Origin of the sequence: Streptomyces sp. NPDC006516, assembly GCF_040611875.1 — a bacterium.
Classification (GTDB): domain Bacteria; phylum Actinomycetota; class Actinomycetes; order Streptomycetales; family Streptomycetaceae; genus Streptomyces.
The window spans coordinates 934,628-953,242 of the sequence record NZ_JBEXPD010000002.1 but is presented as its reverse complement, the minus strand read 5'-3'; the positions used below and the strand labels follow the sequence as shown (position 1 = coordinate 953,242).

18 protein-coding genes are annotated in these 18,615 nt (G+C 71.1%); 11 read left to right on the top strand and 7 right to left on the bottom strand.

What is annotated here, in order from left to right; all coding sequences use genetic code 11:
- The first annotated feature begins 197 nt into the window (after positions 1–197).
- Positions 198–1,208, top strand: coding sequence for a questin oxidase family protein (locus ABZY45_RS10535; protein WP_356738167.1), 1,011 nt, complete (start codon positions 198–200; stop codon positions 1,206–1,208).
- A 72-nt stretch (positions 1,209–1,280) separates the two neighbouring features.
- On the opposite strand, the gene ABZY45_RS10530 is transcribed toward ABZY45_RS10535, so the two are convergent.
- On the bottom strand, positions 1,281–2,669 hold the full coding sequence (locus ABZY45_RS10530) for an FAD-linked oxidase C-terminal domain-containing protein (protein ID WP_356738165.1): 1,389 nt from the start codon (positions 2,667–2,669) through the stop codon (positions 1,281–1,283).
- Positions 2,670–2,807: 138 nt separating this feature from the next.
- On the opposite strand from ABZY45_RS10530, the gene ABZY45_RS10525 reads away from it, so the two are divergent.
- The 4 genes from ABZY45_RS10525 (at position 2,808) to ABZY45_RS10510 (ending at position 6,377) form a co-directional block, all read left to right on the top strand.
- Positions 2,808–3,260, top strand: coding sequence for an Rrf2 family transcriptional regulator (locus ABZY45_RS10525; RefSeq protein ID WP_356738163.1), 453 nt, complete (start codon positions 2,808–2,810; stop codon positions 3,258–3,260).
- 130 nt (positions 3,261–3,390) lie between these two features.
- On the top strand, positions 3,391–4,587 hold the full coding sequence (locus tag ABZY45_RS10520) for a globin domain-containing protein (protein ID WP_356738161.1): 1,197 nt from the start codon (positions 3,391–3,393) through the stop codon (positions 4,585–4,587).
- 187 nt (positions 4,588–4,774) lie between these two features.
- Positions 4,775–5,365 (top strand): N-acetylmuramoyl-L-alanine amidase, encoded by a 591-nt coding sequence (locus ABZY45_RS10515; RefSeq protein ID WP_356738159.1) that lies wholly within the window; start codon positions 4,775–4,777, stop codon positions 5,363–5,365.
- Positions 5,366–5,441: 76 nt separating this feature from the next.
- Positions 5,442–6,377: a pyridoxal-phosphate dependent enzyme gene (locus ABZY45_RS10510; RefSeq protein ID WP_356738157.1), complete on the top strand. Its 936-nt coding sequence runs from the start codon at positions 5,442–5,444 to the stop codon at positions 6,375–6,377.
- Here ABZY45_RS10510 and ABZY45_RS10505 read toward each other — a convergent pair.
- The gene (locus tag ABZY45_RS10505) at positions 6,353–7,954 is read right to left on the bottom strand and encodes a Na+/H+ antiporter (RefSeq protein ID WP_356738155.1); all 1,602 of its coding nucleotides are present in this window, start codon (positions 7,952–7,954) and stop codon (positions 6,353–6,355) included. The two genes, ABZY45_RS10510 and ABZY45_RS10505, sit on opposite strands and share 25 nt — an antisense overlap.
- 35 nt (positions 7,955–7,989) lie before the next feature.
- Here ABZY45_RS10505 and ABZY45_RS10500 point away from each other — a divergent pair, with 35 nt between their 5' ends.
- From ABZY45_RS10500 to ABZY45_RS10490, 3 genes are all read left to right on the top strand, one after another.
- Positions 7,990–8,250, top strand: coding sequence for a UBP-type zinc finger domain-containing protein (locus ABZY45_RS10500; protein ID WP_356738153.1), 261 nt, complete (start codon positions 7,990–7,992; stop codon positions 8,248–8,250).
- A gap of 230 nt (positions 8,251–8,480) precedes the next feature.
- Positions 8,481–8,894 (top strand): anti-sigma regulatory factor, encoded by a 414-nt coding sequence (locus ABZY45_RS10495; RefSeq protein WP_014154139.1) that lies wholly within the window; start codon positions 8,481–8,483, stop codon positions 8,892–8,894.
- Between the two features lie 23 nt (positions 8,895–8,917).
- On the top strand, positions 8,918–9,853 hold the full coding sequence (locus ABZY45_RS10490) for an RNA polymerase sigma factor SigF (protein WP_356738777.1): 936 nt from the start codon (positions 8,918–8,920) through the stop codon (positions 9,851–9,853).
- Positions 9,854–9,879: 26 nt separating this feature from the next.
- On the opposite strand, the gene ABZY45_RS10485 is transcribed toward ABZY45_RS10490, so the two are convergent.
- A complete protein-coding gene (locus ABZY45_RS10485) occupies positions 9,880–10,329 on the bottom strand; it encodes a hypothetical protein (protein ID WP_356738150.1) in 450 nt (149 codons plus the stop codon).
- A gap of 167 nt (positions 10,330–10,496) precedes the next feature.
- Between ABZY45_RS10485 and ABZY45_RS10480 the strand changes: the two genes are divergently transcribed.
- Complete coding sequence (locus ABZY45_RS10480; RefSeq protein ID WP_356738148.1) at positions 10,497–11,465, top strand: diacylglycerol kinase family protein; 969 nt, start codon at positions 10,497–10,499, stop codon at positions 11,463–11,465.
- 320 nt (positions 11,466–11,785) lie between these two features.
- Positions 11,786–12,043, top strand: a complete 258-nt coding sequence (locus ABZY45_RS10475; RefSeq protein ID WP_003953983.1) for a WhiB family transcriptional regulator — start codon at positions 11,786–11,788, stop codon at positions 12,041–12,043.
- Between the two features lie 174 nt (positions 12,044–12,217).
- On the opposite strand, the gene ABZY45_RS10470 is transcribed toward ABZY45_RS10475, so the two are convergent.
- Positions 12,218–13,699, bottom strand: a complete 1,482-nt coding sequence (locus tag ABZY45_RS10470) for a PAS domain-containing sensor histidine kinase (protein WP_356738775.1) — start codon at positions 13,697–13,699, stop codon at positions 12,218–12,220.
- A gap of 635 nt (positions 13,700–14,334) precedes the next feature.
- Here ABZY45_RS10470 and nagB point away from each other — a divergent pair.
- The gene (nagB, locus tag ABZY45_RS10465) at positions 14,335–15,120 is read left to right on the top strand and encodes a glucosamine-6-phosphate deaminase (RefSeq protein WP_356738146.1); all 786 of its coding nucleotides are present in this window, start codon (positions 14,335–14,337) and stop codon (positions 15,118–15,120) included.
- Positions 15,121–15,193: 73 nt separating this feature from the next.
- On the opposite strand, the gene ABZY45_RS10460 is transcribed toward nagB, so the two are convergent.
- The 3 genes from ABZY45_RS10460 to ABZY45_RS10450 are packed head-to-tail and all read right to left on the bottom strand — an operon-like array spanning position 15,194 to position 18,612.
- Positions 15,194–16,717 (bottom strand): glycoside hydrolase family 3 protein, encoded by a 1,524-nt coding sequence (locus ABZY45_RS10460; RefSeq protein WP_356738144.1) that lies wholly within the window; start codon positions 16,715–16,717, stop codon positions 15,194–15,196.
- 9 nt (positions 16,718–16,726) lie between these two features.
- Complete coding sequence (locus ABZY45_RS10455; protein WP_356738142.1) at positions 16,727–17,599, bottom strand: carbohydrate ABC transporter permease; 873 nt, start codon at positions 17,597–17,599, stop codon at positions 16,727–16,729.
- The gene (locus ABZY45_RS10450; RefSeq protein WP_356738140.1) at positions 17,596–18,612 is read right to left on the bottom strand and encodes a sugar ABC transporter permease; all 1,017 of its coding nucleotides are present in this window, start codon (positions 18,610–18,612) and stop codon (positions 17,596–17,598) included. Before ABZY45_RS10450 ends, ABZY45_RS10455 begins: the two co-directional genes overlap by 4 nt.
- Positions 18,613–18,615 lie beyond the last annotated feature (3 nt).

The window sequence follows — 18,615 nt, the reverse complement described above, 5'->3', positions numbered from 1 at the left end:
CATTGCCCGGACCCTGGCCGATACATGTCGGCGCGCGGGGCGGGGCTGCGAGGACAACGGCCGGTCCGCCACCGGTCACGCCGGCCCCCTTCGCAGGGCGGACGTCAACGGGCCCCGAGGCGTAGGACCATTTCCCCGCCCCGCGCCAGGACTTCCGCCCGTTACGGCTCCGCCGACGGCCGCCTACCGTCTGCGCCATGGATACGACAGGCGCACTCGACGAGGCACTCCAGCGGCTGCACGCCTCGGGGCCCGAGCGGCTCGGGCGGCTCACCAACCACGCGCCGATGGCCGTCGAGGCTCTCGCCGCGCACGGACAGGCACGCTCGGTGCACCGCTGGCTCGACGCGTACGCGCCCAAGCTGGAGGAGTTCCCGGCCGGCGTCGCACCGGTCACGGCGGCCGACTGGCTTTCCGCGCTGGGCGATCCGCGCCGCGCCGCCGACTGGATCGGCTACTTCGGACGGGAGATCGCCGAGCGTCCCTGGCGCGACGTGCTCACCGAGTGGTGGCCGCGCCTCCTGCCCGGCATGTACGGCGGATCGACGCATCCGGTGATCCGCGTGGGGCACGCGGTGCGCACGCTCCTGGCGGGCGCGAGCACCGCGCCCAGGCTGACGGAACTCGCCCACGGCCTCGGCTACTGGGCGGCCCGCCACCGCCCGGTCACGGGCCTCACTCCCGCACCCGGCGCCCCCAGCGCTGCCGCGTCCCTGGACATGGTGCCTCCGATCGCCGAACGGGAGGGCGGCTTCCCGGCCCGGCTCGACGGCGTCAGGAGCCTTCCGGTGTGGGCCGACACGGTCACCGACCCCGCCGAGGCGCGCCGCCGCCTCACCGAACTGGTCACCGCGGCCACCCATCGGTACGCGACCCACGGCCACGGCGACCCGACGATGCTGGTCCACGCGGCGACGGCGCCCAACGCCGTACTGCGCACCCTGCCCGCCCTGCCCCCGACCCTGTGGGTCCCGAGCCTCCGGGCCGCCTGGACGGCCTCCGCCGCGGTGACCGCCATGTACGCGCCCGAGGCCCCGGTGGCCTGGGTCCCGCCCGGGCCGGTCACGCCCGAGGAGGTCTTCGAACTGGCCGCGGCCCACGGTGACGAGCACGTCGTCAAGCTGACCGACACGGCCCTCGACATCGGTGACGAGCAGGCACTGGCGGCGGCCCTGCGCGCCGTCGAGCTCAGCGAGCCCCTACGCTAGGTGATCGTCCGGAGCGGGCCGGATCGGCACGACCCGGACGAGAGGCCCTCGGGCTGCCGCCCGAGCCGTCGGTCACCTCGCCAGGGGTGCTCCCGACGCGACGACCTTGCCCGGGTTGAGGATGCCGTACGGGTCCAGGGCGGCCTTGACCGCCCGCTGCATGGCCAGGTTGAGGGGGCCCACCTCACGGTCCATCCCGCCCATCTTCAGCAGTCCTACGCCGTGTTCGCCGGTGACCGTGCCGCCGAAGGAGATCGCCGCGTCGAGGATGTCCTCGAAGGCGAGCTGAGCGCGTGCCCGGGCGGCCTCGTCGCCGGGTTCGGTGATGATGAGGGGGTGGAGGTTGCCGTCGCCCGCGTGGGCGATGTTGGCGATACGTACGTCGTGCGCGCGGGCGATCTCCTCGACGCGCGCAAGCATTTGGGGCACCAGGGCCCGCGGCACGACCACGTCCTCGGTGAGCACCGGGCCCAGCCGCTCCAGCGCCGGGTAGGCGAGCCGCCGGGCCTGGAAGAGTGCGTCCGCCTCGGCCTGGTCGGTGGAGACCTCGGCCCAGGCCGCACCCGCGTCGGCGAAGCAGGCGCGGATGGCCTCTGCCTCGGCGTCGCCCGCTGCGCCCGGGGTGTCCACCCGGCCGAGCAGGATCGCGTCCGCGTCGGCCGACAGCCCCATGTTCTTCCACTCGTCGACGGCCTTCAGGCAGTGCCGGTCGAGGAGTTCGAGCGCGGAGGGCACGATGCCCGCCTCGGTGACCCTGCTCACCGCGTCACCGGCGGCGACCACCGAGTCGAAGAAGCCCGCGACCGTGCGCTCGGCGGGCCGCGCGCCGCGCAGCTTCACGGTGACCTCGGTGATCACGCCGAGGGTGCCCTCGGAGCCGACGAGCAGCCCGCACAGGTCGTAGCCGGCGACCCCCTTGGCGGTCTGCCGGCCCACCCGGACGACCTCACCGAGGCCGTTGACGACTTCCAGCCCGAGCACGTAGTCGCGGGTCACGCCGTACTTCACACAGCACATGCCGCCCGCGTTGGTGGCGGCGTTACCTCCGATGGTGGACCAGGGGGAGCTCGCGGGGTCCGGCGGGTACCAGAGGCCCTGCTCCGCGCAGGCGGCGCGCAGGTGGTCGTTGACCACGCCCGGCTGGACGACGGCGAGCCGCTCCACCGGATCGACGCGCAGGATCCGGTTCATGTCCTCGAAGGAGAGGATGACCGCCCCGTCCACCGCGTTGGCCCCGCCCGAGAGTCCCGTGCCCGCGCCGCGCGGGACCACCGGGATGCGGTGCTCCACGCAGTGGGCGACGACGGCCCGCACCTCCTCCGTGTCCTGGGGCCGTACGACGGCGAGGGGCCGGCCGGCCGGCGCCCACTCCGCTTCGTCGTGTGCGTAGCGGCCCAGGCTGTCCGGGTCGGTGATGACCTTGCTCGCCGGTATCCCGTCGGCTGCGTTCGGCTTCGGCACGGCCGCTGACCACCTCTCTCGACCTCGCGCACTCCGCATCCGTCACGGAGCCGCACCCACCCATCATGACGCGCCCCTCGACAGATCCGAGTGGGACCCTAATTTGCATCGCATATGCAAGTTATCTACGCTGCCGCCATGCGGCTGACACGATTCACCGATGTGGCGCTCCGGGTGCTGATGCGCCTGGCCGTCACGTCAGAGGGCGAGGATTCGCCGACCACCCGCGAGGTGGCGGACACCATGCAGGTGCCGTACACCCACGCGGCGAAGGTCGTCGCACGCCTCCAGCACCTCGGTCTCGTCGACGCGCGCCGCGGCCGGGGCGGAGGGCTCTCCCTCAGCACCGCCGGGCGGTCGGCATCGATCGGCGCCCTGGTCAGGCAGTTGGAAGGCCCCGGCGAAGTCGTCGAATGCGAGGGCAGCACCCCGTGCCCGCTGCGTTCCGCGTGCCGGCTCCGCTCCGCGCTGCGCCAGGCCGAAGAGGCGTTCTACGCCTCCCTCGACCCGCTCACGGTCGGCGATCTCACCGCCTCCCCCACCGGCCCGCTGCTGCTCGGCATCAGCCGCAGCCGCCCCGCGCCCGGCTGATCCACCCTCGTCCCGCCCGCGCGCACCCCCTCGCGTGTGGGCGGCATCAGGCCGGGCAAAAATCAGCATGTGCCTTACCAATTAAACCGGGTGGCCGCCGTACGGCACCCACGTACAGAGGAGTCAACGGATGCTCTCCGAGACCTCGACCGCCACCGTCCGAGCCACGCTCCCCGCCGTCGGCGCGGCCGTCGGGGACATCGCGGACCTCTTCTACCGCAAGCTCTTCGAGGCCCACCCGGAGCTGCTTCAGGATCTGTTCAACCGAGGCAACCAGGCGTCCGGCGCTCAGCGCCAGGCGCTCGCCGGATCCATCGCCGCGTTCGCCACCCAGCTGGTCGAACACCCTGGCACCCGGCCCGATGTGATGCTGGGCCGGATCGCCAACAAGCACGCCTCACTGGGCATCACCGCCCCGCAGTACCAGATCGTGCACACCCACCTCTTCGCCGCCATCGCCGAGGTGCTCGGCGACGCGGTCACCCCTGAGGTCGCCGCGGCCTGGGACGAGGTCCACTGGCTGATGGCCAATGCCCTGATCTCGATCGAGGAACGGCTCTACGCCCAGCAGGGCGTGACGGCGGGCGACGTGTGGCGCGAGTGGACGGTGGTCTCCCGCACCGAGGAGACCGCCGACGTGGCCACCTTCCGGCTCACTCCGTCCGACGGCGCTCCGGCTCCCGCGTTCCGGCCGGGCCAGTACGTCTCCGTGCAGGTGGAACTCCCCGACGGCGCACACCAGATACGCCAGTACAGCCTCACCGGCGCGCCCGGCGCCGACCTGCGCTCCTTCGCGGTGAAGTGGGTCCGCGGCGAGAGCGGCCCCGAGGGCGAGGTCTCGGCGTACCTGCACGCGCGACTGCGAGCCGGTGACCGCCTGCGCGTCTCGGCACCCTACGGCGACCTGGTGCTCGACGGCTCCGACGCCCCGCTGCTCCTCGTGTCGGCCGGCATCGGCTGCACCCCGATCCTCTCGATGCTGGAGCACCTGGTGGCCGAGGAGCACCGTTCGCCCGTCACCGTCGTGCACGGCGACCGGTCGCCCGCCGACCACGCCCTGCGCACCGAGCACGCGGCACTCACCGCCAAGCTCGCCGACGCCTCCGCCCACTTCTGGTACGAGGACCCGGAGCCCGGCGGTTCGCAGGAGCGGACCGGCACGGTCGACCTGAGTGGCCTCTCCGTCGCCCCGGGCACGCACGCCTACCTCTGCGGTCCGCTGCCCTTCATGCGCGCCGTGCGCTCCCAGCTCCTCGGCAAAGGGGTCGCGGCGGCCGACATCCACTACGAGGTGTTCGGCCCCGACCTGTGGCTCGCCCAGGACTGAGCGCCGCGGGACCCGACGCTCGCGGACTGTCCGGATCGGCTCGCACAAGGCCCGGCGCAAATCCGAACAGGTTTGCCGGAGGCTCCCGTTCCGGTAGAAGCGCTGTACGGACACGCTCCTTCCGGAGGCTCCCGTTCCGGTAGAAGCGCTGTACGGACACGCTCCCCCAGCAACGAAGGAGTCGGCCATGTCCTCACCCATGTCCGCGAGCAACTTCCTCAAGGCCCTGAAGGACGAAGGACTCACGGTCGTCCAGGTGGGCGACTGGCGTACGCACAACCGCAACCACAAGGGTCCTTGGGGGCCGGTGCACGGGGTCATGCTCCATCACACCGTCACCCGGGGCACCGCCCGCACGGTCGAGATCTGCCGTGACGGCCACGCCGGCCTGCCGGGGCCCCTCTGCCACGGCGTGATCGCCAAGGACGGCCGGGTCCATCTGGTCGGCTACGGCCGCACCAACCACGCCGGGCTCGGCGACGACGACGTCCTGCGCGCCGTGGTGGCCGAGAAGCGGCTGCCGTCCGACAACGAGTCGAACACGGACGGGAACCGGCACTTCTACGGATTCGAGTGCGAGAACCTCGGCGACGGGGAGGACCCCTGGCCCGCCGTCCAGCTCGAAGCCATCGAGAAGGCCGCCGCAGCGGTCTGCCGCTTCCACGGCTGGGACGCGCCGTCGGTCATCGCGCACCGTGAGTGGCAACCGGGAAAGGTCGACCCGCGCGGCTTCTCGATGACGGGCATGCGCAACCGGATCCACGACCGGCTGAAGTAGCGCGGCACCCGGGCACCGCCGCCGGTGGGCCCGGGGCGCCCGCGTCGGAAGCACCCGTGCGCCACACAATGGGGGCATGCATGACGAAGCGCCCGACCTCTCCCGGCTGCGGCCGGTGCTCCCCTCGCCCCTGCAGCCGGCCGAGGACGAGCGCTTCGCGCGGCACGGCGTGACCCTGCTGCTCAAGCGCGACGACCTGATCCATCCGGACCTGCCGGGCAACAAGTGGCGCAAGCTCGCTCCGAACCTCCGGGCCGCCGCCGGACGCACCGTGCTGACCTTCGGCGGGGCCTACTCGAACCACCTGCGGGCCACGGCCGCCGCCGGACGCCTGCTCGGCTTCCCCACCGTCGGTGTCGTACGGGGCGACGAGCTGGCCCACCGCCCACTCAACCCCTCCCTCGCACAGTGCGCGGCCGACGGCATGCGACTGCACTTCGTGGACCGGGCGACCTACCGCGCGAAGGCCGCTCCCGAGGTCCTGGACGGCCTGCTGAGCCGCTTCGGTGACTGCCTGGTCGTCCCGGAGGGCGGCAGCAACGCGCTCGCCGCACAGGGCTGCGCAGCCCTCGGCGAGGAACTGCGCGGCCTGAGCGGCACGGTGGCGGTGGCCTGCGGCACCGGGGGCACCCTCGCGGGCCTGGCGGCGGGGCTCGGCCCGGAGCAGCGCGCCCTGGGCATACCGGTGCTGCGCGGCGGTTTCCTCGGGGACACCGTGCGCGCCCTGCAGCAGGAGGCGTTCAACGGCCCCGCGGGACGGTGGTCCCTGGACGAGCGTTTCCACTTCGGCGGCTACGCCCGTACGACCCCCGAGCTGCACTCCTTCGCGGACGACTTCGAGGACCGGCACGGTCTTGCGGTGGAGCGGCTCTATGTGGCCAAACTCCTCTACGGGCTGACCGTGCTGGCCGGAGAGGGCGCGTTCGCCCCGGGGTCCACGGTCACCGCCGTCGTCACCGGCCGCCCCTGGGACGGCCGCGAGCGCGGTCAGGCGCCGTCCGGCTCCCGGTAGGCGGCGGCCTCCTCCAGGTCCAGCCGTCGCAGCAGGGCGCGCAGCATCTCGTCGTCGATCCGCCGTGCGTCCCTGAGGCGCACGAAGACCTCGCGCTCGGCGGCGATCATCTCCCTCGCCAGCCGCCGGTAGGTGTCGTCCGCCGACTCGCCCGAGACCGGGTCGGCCGCGCCCAGCCGTTCCCAGACCGCGTTGCGACGCCTCTCCATGACGGTGCGCAGCCGCTGGACGAGCGGATCGGGCAGTGCGTTGCGCGGGCTCTCCAGCAGCTCGGCCAGCCGCGCGTCCGCGGCCTCGGACGCCTCGCTCTGCGCCTGGGCCTCGGCCAGCGTCTCGGCGCGCACGTCACGTCCCGGGAGCTTCAGCACACGCACCAGGAGGGGCAGCGTGAGCCCTTGGACGACCAGAGTCCCGATGACCGTGGTGAAGGTCAGGAACAGCACGAGGTTGCGGGCGGGGAAGTCCTCGCCGTCGTGCGTGACCAGGGGGATGGAGAAGGCGATGGCGAGGGAGACCACGCCCCTCATCCCGGCCCAGCTCACGATCAGGGGCGAACTCCAGGGCAGCGGGCCCTCGCGCTGCCTCGTCCGCTCGGAGAGCCACAGCGGCAGATAGCTCGTCGGGTACACCCAGACGAAGCGCACCACGACCACGGCGACGAACACGAGGACGGCGTAGCCGAGGGCCTCGGACACCCCGTAGGAACCCAGTCCCCTGAGCACGAAGGGCAGCTGCAGCCCGATGAGCGCGAAAACCGCGGACTCCAGGACGAAGGCGACCATCTTCCAGACCGCCGCCTCCTGGAGCCGCGTCGCGAAGTCGACCTGCCACGAGCGGTGCCCCAGGTAGAGCGCCACGACGACCACGGCGAGCACCCCGGAGGCGTGCACCCGCTCGGCGGCGGCGTACGCGACGAAGGGGATCAGCAGCGACAGGGTGTTCTGCAGCAGCGCCTCCTTCAGGTGCGTGCGCAGCCAGTGCAGCGGCACCATCAGCAGCAGGCCCACGGCGACCCCGCCGACCGAGGCCAGCAGGAACTCGCCGACCCCGGCGCCCCAGCTCATGCCCTCGCCGACGGCGGCGGCGAGGGCCACCTTGAAGGCGGTGATCGCGGTGGCGTCGTTCACCAGGGACTCGCCCTGCAGGATGGTGGTGACCCGGGTGGGCAGTCCGACCCTGCGGGCGATCGCCGCGGCGGTGACGGCGTCCGGCGGGGCGACCACGGCGCCGAGCACCAGGGCCGCGGTGAGCGGCAGGTCCGGGACGAGCAGGTACGCGAGCCATCCCACGGCGAACGTCGCGAACAGCACGTATCCCACGGACAGCAGCGCGACCGGCCGCAGATTGGCCCGCAGGTCGAGGTACGAGCTGTCGACCGAAGCCGTGTACAGCAGCGGGGGCAGCAGCAGGGGCAGCACGATGTGCGCGTCCAGCGTGTAGGTCGGCACCCCCGGCAGGTACGCCGCCAGCAGGCCGGCGGCGACCAGCAGCAGCGGTGCCGGCACCGGCGTCCGGCGGGCCGCCCCCGCCACCGCCGCACTGACCGCGACGAGTGCCACCAGCGGCAATGCGTCCATCTCACCGTCCCCACATCCGACGTAACGTGGCCATCATGAGTGAGTGCCTCCACGTTGACGAATTGCCGCGCCCCGAGCCCACCCCGCTCGGCGACACCTGTCCTGAATGCCTGGCGGCCGGCACGCATCCCGTGCAGCTGCGGCTCTGCCTGGTCTGCGGGCATGTCGGATGCTGCGATTCCTCGCCCCTGAAGCACGCGACGGCGCACTACAAGGAGACCGGCCATCCGGTGATGCGCAGCTTCGAATGCGCGGAGAGCTGGCGCTGGTGCTTCGCGGACGGTTCGATCGTCTGACGCCTGGGTACGTCAAACCGGCGCCGGTTCTTCGCAATTGACCGCCGCAGACCTCTAGCCACTGTGTGTGCTCATGTGCCTACCATGAGTTACGACGGGGTCGCAGCCCCGGCGACACGGCATCATGGGTCGCGATAGCGTCGCCGGACCACAGGACCGACGACGGACCGCACGGCCCCGGGCAGTCGTCCCGGAGCCTCGAACGAGTTTGTGCCACCTTGGAGGTGAGGGTGTCCCAGATCGCAGGCGAGCCCGGGAACCAGGACTTCGTTGAGGTCCGGCTGCCCGCTGCGGGTGCCTACCTGTCGGTGCTGCGTACGGCCACGGCCGGCCTCGCAGCCCGCTTGGACTTCACTCTCGACGAGATCGAGGATCTCCGTATCGCGGTCGACGAGGCCTGCGCGATCCTGCTCCAGCAGGCCGTGCCGGGCTCGGTCCTCAGCTGCGTCTTCCGCCTCGTAGGGGACTCCCTCGAGGTGACGGTGTCGGCACCCACCACGGACGGCCGCGCCCCTGAGCGCGACACCTTCGCCTGGACCGTGCTCTCCGCACTGGCCGGCAAGGTCGACTCCACGGTCGCCGACGACCGTACGGTCAGCATCAGCCTCTACAAACAGCGCGGCGCGGGACCCGGGCCGGCGTGAGCGACGGGAACGGGGACGGTCCTGTGCGGGACGAGACGATCCGGTCCGGGGCGGTGCGGCCAGCCGCCCTGCCGGAGCAGCAGGCCCGGCCGCACCCGGAGGACGGGGCGGAGGGCGCGGACGGCGTGCAGGGCGGTCCGGCCGCGGTGGAGCAGTCGCAGGCGGAGCGGGCGGGCCACATGAGCGAGCACAGGCAGCACGATCCACACGACCGCAGCGGTGCGCGGGCCCTCTTCGTCGAGCTGCGGGAGCTTCCCGACGGCTCGCCCGAGAAGGCCGAGCTGCGGAACAGGCTGGTGCGGATGCATCTGCCGCTGGTGGAGCACCTGGCGCGCCGCTTCCGCAACCGCGGCGAGCCCCTGGACGACCTGACCCAGGTCGCCACGATCGGCCTGATCAAGTCGGTGGACCGTTTCGACCCGGACCGCGGCGTCGAATTCTCGACGTACGCGACCCCCACGGTCGTCGGCGAGATCAAGCGCCACTTCCGGGACAAGGGCTGGGCGGTGCGGGTTCCGCGCCGCCTCCAGGAGCTGCGGCTGTCGCTGACCACGGCGACCGCGGAGCTCTCCCAGCAGCACGGCCGCTCCCCCACGGTGCACGAGCTGGCCGAGCGCCTGGGCATCTCCGAGGAAGAGGTCCTGGAGGGGCTGGAATCGGCCAATGCCTACAGCACGCTCTCCCTGGACGTGCCGGACACGGACGACGAGTCACCGGCGGTCGCGGACACCCTGGGCTCGGAGGACGAGGCGCTGGAGGGCGTCGAGTACCGCGAGTCGCTCAAGCCGCTGCTGGAGGACCTTCCGCCGCGCGAGAAGCGCATCCTGCTGCTGCGCTTCTTCGGCAACATGACCCAGTCGCAGATCGCGCAGGAGGTCGGCATCTCCCAGATGCACGTCTCCCGCCTGCTGGCCCGCACGCTCGCGCAGCTGCGCGAGCGGCTGCTCGTCGAGGAGTAGCCGAAGGGGCCGGGACGCTTTGCCGGTCAGGCCTCCGGGGTCGTGCGCGGCCCTCGGATGCCCAGTTCCCGGGTGGTCGCCGGGTTGAACAGCAGCACGAGCGCCGTGACGGCGACGGCGGCGAGCGCGATGCCGGCGGGGATCATGGCGCCCTGCGCCCGCAGCAGCGTCCAGGCCACGGGCATCGCCATGAGCTGCGTGATGAGCGCGGGACCGCGGCTCCAGCTGCGCCGCAGCAGCAGACCACGGGCGGCGAAGAGCGGGATCACGCCGAGCGCCACCAGTGTGAGCCCGCCCATCTCCGCCTGCTGGATGCTGTCGGGCCGGCCGAACAGCCCGACGGCCACCATGTAGAGCCCGCCGACGGCGAGCGCCGCACCTTCGAGGGCGGTGAGTGCGGCCAGGGCGGCGATGCGGCCGGGCTTCCCGGAGCCGGCCGCCGGCGACGGGGAGGACGTGTTCTGCTGAGTGCTCACGCCTTTCAGATTCGCATCCCGGCCCTCCGGACGCGAAGCCGGGGCCCGGGGCCACCGGATCGGGTCCGTCGGCGCACTCGAACGGGCCCGCTCACTCTCCGTACACGCGAGCGAACGGACCGAGCGGAACTTCAGAGCGGTACGGCGCGGTAGGTACCCTGGCGGGCATGCGCGCACTTCTCGTGGTCAACCCAGCTGCCACCACTACCAGCGCGCGGACCCGCGACGTACTGATTCACGCCCTGGCGAGCGAGATGAAGATCGAGGCCGTGACCACGGAGTACCGCGGGCACGCCCGTGACCTGGGACGCCGGGCCGCCGACTCCGACGACGTCGACCTGGTCGTCGCCCTGGGCGGCGACGGCACGGTCAACGAGGTGGTCAACGGCCTGCTGCACCGCGGCCCGGACCCCGAGGGCCTGCCGAGCCTCGCCGTGGTCCCCGGCGGCTCCACCAACGTCTTCGCCCGCGCCCTGGGCATCCCCAACGACGCCGTGGAGGCGACGGGCGCCATCCTGGACGCGCTCGCCGACCGCAGCGAACGCACGGTGGGGCTCGGCCTCGCGACCGGAACCCCCGGAACGGCGGACGAGGCCGTGCCGGAACGCTGGTTCACCTTCTGCGCCGGACTCGGATTCGACGCCGGCGTCCTCGGCCGGGTGGAACAGAAGCGCGAACGCGGCAAGCGTTCGACCCACCCGCTCTACGTGCGCCAGGTGATACGCCAGTTCCTGGAGGAACCGCACCGCCGCAATGGCCTGATCACGCTGGACGTCCCCGGCCAGGAGCCGGTCACGGATCTCGCGCTGTCCATAATCTGCAACACCGCACCGTGGACCTACCTGGGCAATCGCCCGATGTACGCCGCCCCCAAGGCGTCCTTCGACACGGGCCTGGACGTCCTCGGACTGAAGCGTCTCACCACCGCCGCGGTGGCCCGGTACGCCACTCAGCTGCTCACTTCGAGCCCGGAGAAAGGCCCGCACGGCAAGCACGCCGTCTCCCTGCACGACCTCACGGACTTCACCTTGCATTCAAAGGCGCCTCTGCCCTTCCAGATGGACGGTGACCACCTGGGACTGCGTACGAGCGTGACGTTCACAGGCGTACGCCGTGCACTGCGTGTGATTGTGTGAGTGGAAGGGCCCAAAGTCCTTTGACTCGAACGTTTGGGCTGGCCCCCACCCCTTAGAAGTACGGCTGTGACCTAGTCGACACCGAGGAATCAAAAAAAACTTTCCAGAAGGGGTTGTATCCGCCGCCGAGGTTTGCGAATCTCTACATGGCGATCGGGACGGCCCGCAACATCGGCCTCCACTGAGAGCCAGAACCCCTTCTCACCACAACAGGACCACATCCAGCTCTTCTGGGCGTCGGACCTTCGTCTGCGGGGGGATTCGTGAAAGCGTTCACATTCACAAGCAACAGCATGTAATACCAAGGAGAGGTAGCAGCCATGGACTGGCGTCACAACGCCGTTTGTCGTGAGGAAGACCCCGAGCTGTTCTTCCCCATCGGCAACACCGGTCCTGCGCTGCTGCAGATCGAGGAAGCCAAGGCCGTCTGCCGTCGCTGCCCCGTCATGGAGCAGTGCCTGCAGTGGGCGCTCGAGTCCGGCCAGGACTCCGGCGTCTGGGGTGGCCTCAGCGAGGACGAGCGCCGCGCAATGAAGCGCCGCGCCGCTCGCAACCGGGCGCGTAACGCCAGCGCCTGACCGACGCCCCCCGCACGACGAGCCTCAGCCCGGCGGCGCGTACAGAGCGTACGCACAGCCCCGCCTTCGAGTCGCAGCGCGCAGTACCCCCGAAGCGCATCGCACCGTGAGCACCACGCAGTGGGCCCGGACCGTCACCACGGTCCGGGCCCACTGCTGTGTGCGGAGCCTCCGTTACTGGTCCTTGCGGGACGGGGCGGTCCGGACGGGGATGTCGAGCACCACCTGGGTGCCGCGACCGGGTGCCGGGACCATCCCGAAGGTGCCGCCGAGCTCACCCTCGACCAGCGTCCGCACGATCTGGAGACCCAGATTACCGGCCCTCTGCGGGTCGAACCCCTCGGGCAGCCCCCGCCCGTCGTCCGTGACGGTGATCAGCAGCCGGGCCTCGGCCGATGAGCCGCCGCGCACCGCGGACACCTCGACCGTGCCGTGCTCGGCGACGGTGAACGCGTGCTCGAGTGCGTTCTGCAGCACCTCGGTGAGGACCATCGACAGCGGGGTGGCCACCTCCGCGTCGAGGATCCCGAAGCGGCCCGTGCGACGGCAGGTGACCTTGCCGGGTGAGATCTCGGCGACCATGGCGATCACCCGGTCGGCGATCTCGTCGAACTCCACCCGCTCGTCCAGATTCTGGGACAGCGTCTCGTGCACGATGGCGATCGAACCCACGCGCCGCACCGCCTCGTTGAGCGCCTCGCGGCCCCGCTCCGACTCCATCCGGCGCGCCTGGAGCCGCAACAGGGCTGCCACCGTCTGGAGGTTGTTCTTCACCCGGTGGTGGATCTCCCGGATGGTGGCGTCCTTGGTGATCAATTCCCGTTCACGCCGCCGCAGTTCCGTCACGTCCCGGAGCAGCACCAGCGAGCCGATGCGCACACCCTTGGGCGACAGCGGGATCGCGCGCAGCTGGATGACGCCGCCGGCGCCCTCGACCTCGAACTCCCTCGGCGCGTATCCGCTCGCCACCTTGACCAGCGCCTCGTCCACCGGGCCCCGCGACGGCGCGAGTTCGGCGGTCGTCACACCGAGGTTGTGGCCGACCAGGTCCGAGGCCAGGCCGAGGCGGTGGTAGGCGGAGAGGCCGTTGGGGCTGGCGTACTGCACGATGCCGTCGGCGTCGAGCCGGATCAGCCCGTCGCCCACACGCGGGGACACGTCCATGTCGACCTGCTGGCCGGGGAACGGGAAGGACCCGGCGGCGATCATCTGGGCCAGGTCGGAGGCGGACTGGAGGTAGGTGAGCTCCAGCCGGGACGGTGTGCGGACGGTGAGCAGGTTGGTGTTGCGGCCGATGACCCCGAGGACCCGGCCCTCCCTCCGTACGGGGATCGACTCGACCCGTACGGGCACCTCCTCCCGCCACTCCGGATCGCCCTCGCGGACGATGCGGCCCTCGTCCAGGGCTGCGTCCAGCAGCGGGCGGCGGCCCCGCGGCACCAGATGGCCCACCATGTCGTCCTGGTAGGAGGTGGGGCCGGTGTTGGGCCGCATCTGCGCCACGGAGACGTAGCGGGTCCCGTCGCGGGTGGGCACCCACAGGACGAGGTCGGCGAAGGACAGATCGGAGAGCAGCTGCCACTCCGAGACCAGCAGGTGGAGCCACTCGAGGTCGGTGTCACTCAGGGCTGTGTGCTGGCGGACCAGATCGTTCATGGAGGGCACATGTGCGAGCGTACCCGCGGAATCGAAGAGGTTCCGAACCGATCGGCCCGCCGATGCGTGACACTGTGGGAGGGCGCACCGCGGCGAGAAATCCGCGCCCACCGATGGACACGACCTATTGGTCTAGTCCACAATGCACCGTGTACGGACGCCAGACCCAGGTCGCGCCCCGTGCACGACAGACCTCCGTTCTCCCCGCACAGGAGAACGGACCGAGGTGTCCGGCGCTCTCTGCCCTGACTGCGCCGACGCCTCACACGGCCGGAGGCACCGCACACCGCCGGCCAGGAAGCTCCGGGCTGCGGTGCCGGACGGGCTGAGGGTCCCGTCCCGGCGCCGCGGCCCGCGGGTGTTTCCGGGGCCGCCGCTCCCGCCGCACGCGCGCCTCCCGCCTCCGCCGCACCTGGCCTTCACCCCTCGCGGTGCGCGGCCTCCACACCCACGGCGAGCGGCTTTCACCCCCTGGGAGCGCGGCATCCACACCCCGCCGGCGCGACCGTCCGCCGACAGGGCGACAACCGGTGACGAACAGGCGAGCGGTTCACCTCCGAGCCGTGCCGTTCTGCTAGATTGGGCACCTAGATTGGTCTATACCACCCGCCACTCTTCAGATCGGCAGGCACAGCGTGGAAGTTGTCATCGTCCCGGACGCCTCGGCAGGCGGAGAACTCATCGCGGAGGCCATCGCGGCACTGCTGAGCCGCAAGCCCGACGCCCTGCTCGGCGTTGCCACCGGCTCGACCCCGCTGCCCGTCTACAAGGCCCTGGCGGCGAAGGTCCGCTCCGGCGCCGTGGACCCGTCGAACGCACGGATCTGCCAGCTCGACGAGTATGTCGGGCTGCCCGCGGGCCACCCCGAGTCCTACCGTTCGGTGGTACTGCGCGAGGTCGTCGAGCCGCTCGGCCTGTCCGAGAAGTCCTTCATGGGACCGGACGGCACGGCCGAGGACGTCCAGGCGGCCTGCGAGGCGTACGACAAGGCGCTCGCCGAGGCGGGCGGGGTGGACCTCCAGCTCCTGGGCATCGGGACCGACGGGCACATCGGCTTCAACGAGCCGTGCTCCTCGCTCGCCTCCCGCACCCGCATCAAGACGCTGACCGAGCAGACCCGGATCGACAACGCGCGCTTCTTCGACGACGACATCGAGCAGGTACCGCGCCACGTCATCACCCAGGGCATCGGCACCATCCTGGAGGCCCGCCACCCGATCCTGCTGGCCACCGGTGAGGGCAAGGCCGAGGCCGTGGCCCGTACGGTCGAGGGCCCGGTGGCCTCCGTGGTGCCGGCGTCCGCGCTCCAGCTGCACCCGCACGCGACCGTGGTGGTCGACGAGGCGGCGGCGTCGAAGCTGAAGCTGGCGGACTACTTCCGCGCCACCTATGCGGCGAAGCCGCAGTGGCAGGGCCTGTAGGACTCCTCGTACGCGTGAGGGCCGGGCCACCGTGCGGTGGCCCGGCCCTCGTTCGTGGTCACGTCAGACGGGGTCAGGGCGCCGTGCCGGTGATCGTCTCCGCCGCCGCGACCCCGCACACCCGGGCCGCGCCGTGCGTGGCGATGTGCCACGCGCCCCGGGCCGGCGCCATGGGCAGCCCCATCTCGACGACCGTCGTGTCCGGCCGCGCCGCCACCACGGCGTCCACGGCCGCGCCCATCCACGGGTGCCGGTGGGCGTCGCGGACGACGGCGACGATGCGCCGCTCCCCCGCCGCCCGCAGCACATCGGCTGCGGCATTCTCGCTGCCGCTGTCGTAGGTGTCCGCCACGGTGCCGGGCAGGATCCTGGACAGCTCGGCAGCGACACCCCACGGCGTCTCGGCGCCGACGGCGATGTTGGCGACGGGGGTGAAGGCCGCGACGTACGCCGGCTCCCGCAGAGGTGCGGCGGAGCCCGTGACCGTCACGGCCCTGCGGGCGGCGATCAGCCCGATGTCGGCTCCGGCGCCGGGCGCGGTCCCCTCCTGCATGTCCGCGCCCGGCTCCGGGGCAGCCCCCCTGGCCCGCAGCGTCCATGACGCCAGGGCCCGTACACGTGCGGCGGCGTCGGCCAGCCGCTCCTCCGGCAGTTCGCCGGTCCGCACCGCCGTCACCAGCGCGTCACGCAGCCGCAGCACGGTGTCCTCGTCGGCCAGCCCGCCGCCGACGCAGATGGCGTCGGCGCCCGCGGCTATGGCGAGGACCGATCCGCGCTCGATGCCGTACGTGCCGGCGATGGCGTCCATCTCCATGCCGTCGGTGACGATCAGCCCGTCGTAGCCCAGTTCCTCGCGCAGCAGACCGGTGAGGATGCGAGGGCTCAGGGTCGCGGGCCGGGACGGGTCGAGTGCGGGTAGCAGGATATGTGCGCTCATCACGGATTTGGAACCCGCCGCGATGGCGGCACGGAAAGGCACCAGCTCACGAGCGTGCAGGGTGTCCGAATCCACATCGATGCGCGGCAGCGCGTGGTGCGAGTCGACCGCCGTGTCGCCGTGCCCCGGGAAGTGCTTGGTGCACGCGGCGACGCCGGCGGCCTGGAGGCCTTCGACGTACGCGGCGGTGTGGCGGGCCACGAGGGCGGGATCGGCGCCGAAGGAGCGCACGCCGATCACCGGGTTGCCCGGATCGGAGTTGACGTCGGCGGACGGCGCCCAGTTGAGGTTGACCCCGCACTCGGCGAGCCTCCGGCCGAGTTCCCTGGCAACGGCCCTGGTCAGGTCCACGTCGTCGACGGCGCCCAGGGCGAGGTTGCCGGGGAAGGAGGAGCCGTTGCGGACCTCCAGCCGGGTGACGTCCCCGCCCTCCTCGTCGATCGCGACGAGCACGTCGTCCCGCTCGGCCCGCAGCCGCGCGGTGAGCGCCGCCAGCTGCTCGGGCGAGTCGATGTTCCGGCCGAACAGCCCGACGGATGCCAGCCCTTCGCCGACCCTGCGCAGGAGCCAGTCCGGAGCGGTGGTGCCGGTGAAGCCCGGCTGGAGGACGGCGAGTGCGTCACGGGTGACGGTGTCCGTGGTGGACACGAGTGTGGTCATGAGGCTGCGTTATCCCTTCACGGCGCCGGAGGTGAGCCCCGTAGCCATCTTCCCCTGGATGATCATGAAGAAGATGACGACCGGGATGGAGATGAGTGTGGAGGCCGCCATCAGCGCGCCGTAGTCCGTTCCGCGCTCCGTGGTGAACGTCATCAGCCACACGTTGAGGGTGTACTTGGAGTTGTCGTTGATCAGGATGTACGCGAAGAGGTACTCGTTCCAGGCGTTGACCAGCGCGAAGATCGACGCGGCGGCGAGCCCCGGAGCCAGCAGCGGGAAGATGACCCGGCGGAAGGCCCCCATGCGGGTGCAGCCGTCCACCATCGCGGACTCCTCGAGCTCCACGGGGATGTTGATGACGAATCCGCGGATCATGATGGTCGCGAAGGGCAGCGTGGAGACCAGGTAGACGACGATGAGTCCCCAGTACTCGTCGATGCCCCCCATCGCGTTGAGCTGGAGGTAGATCGGGATCAGCATCGCGGTCGGCGGCAGCATCTGGACCAGGATCATGACCATCATCAGCGCCTTCCGCCCGAAGAAGCGGAAGCGCCCGATGGCGAGCGCCGCGAGGGTCGCGATGATCATGCCGCCGAGGACGGCGGTGACCGAGACGATGAGGCTCGACTGGATCGCTGTCGCGAAGTTGTCCTGCTTCACCGCGCGCGCGAAGTTGTCGAAGGTGAGGGAGGACGGCCACAGGGTCTGGTCGTAGGACCGGATCTCGTGGTTGGGGCGCAGCGAGCTGACGATCAGCCAGTAGACCGGGAAGGCCATGATCCCGGCCGTGACCAGGGCCAGGATGTTGTAGCCGAGCCGGTTCCTCTTGCGGTCCGGCCGCAGGACCTGGGCCGGCGCGTTCGTGGGCGTGGAGGCGCTCATTCGACCTCTCCCGTCTTGATCAGCTGGCGCAGGTAGTACACGGCGACGCCGGACAGCATCAGGACGGTGATCAGTGCGATCGCGCTGCCCTGGCTGAAGGAGGTGGACTCGAACGCCTTGGAGAAGGAGTAGAGGCCGAGGGTCTCGTACTCGGGTTCGGGCTTGTTGCCGCGCAGCAGCCAGATCTGGCCGAACACGTTGAAGTCCCAGATGACCGAGAGCGTGGCGACCATCGTGAAGACCGGCTTGATGACGGGCCAGGTCACGTAGCGGTAGACGCCGAAGGCGGTGGCTCCGTCGAGGGCGGCTGCCTCCTCCAGTTCCTTCGGGACCTGGGTGAGGGCCGCGTACATCGTGATCACGACGAACGGGATGGCGCCCCAGACGACCAGGAGCGTGATGATGCCGAAGCCCTGCCACGGGTCGAGGAACCAGTTGTGCCCCAGCCACCTGTCCTCGTTGCCGGTGATGTCGGCGAGCAGGGTGTTGATCAGGCCGTAGTCGGAGTCGGAGAGCCACCGGAAGACCGAGGCGGCGACCATGAGCGGCATGGACCACGCGGCGATCAGAGCCACCGTGAGGACGAGCCTGACCCAGGTGGAGAGCCTCAGCATCATGAGGGCGATGAGCAGCCCGAGGCCCATGGTCAGCGTGACGCAGATGACCATGAAGACGATGGTCCTGCCGACGACCGCCCAGAACTCCGGGTCGCCGAGGATGTTGGTGAACTGCTCGAAGCCGACCCACGGGGTCTCGCCGTTGCCCCACAGGGCCGCCCGTCCCAGGTCCTGGAAGGACATGATCACGGTCTTGATCAGCGGGTAGACGTAGACGGCGGCGATAGCCAGGATCGCCGGCAGGATCAGGAGGTAAGGGAGGAGCGCTCCCTTCTTACGCCGCTTCTTCGGGCGGGGCCCGTCGGCTTCCTGTCCGGAGGGTGAGATCCCGGTCTTCTCCGGGACACGCGGTACGGGGACCGGTGGACCGGCGGCCTTGGTGTCGGCAGCAGTCACGTG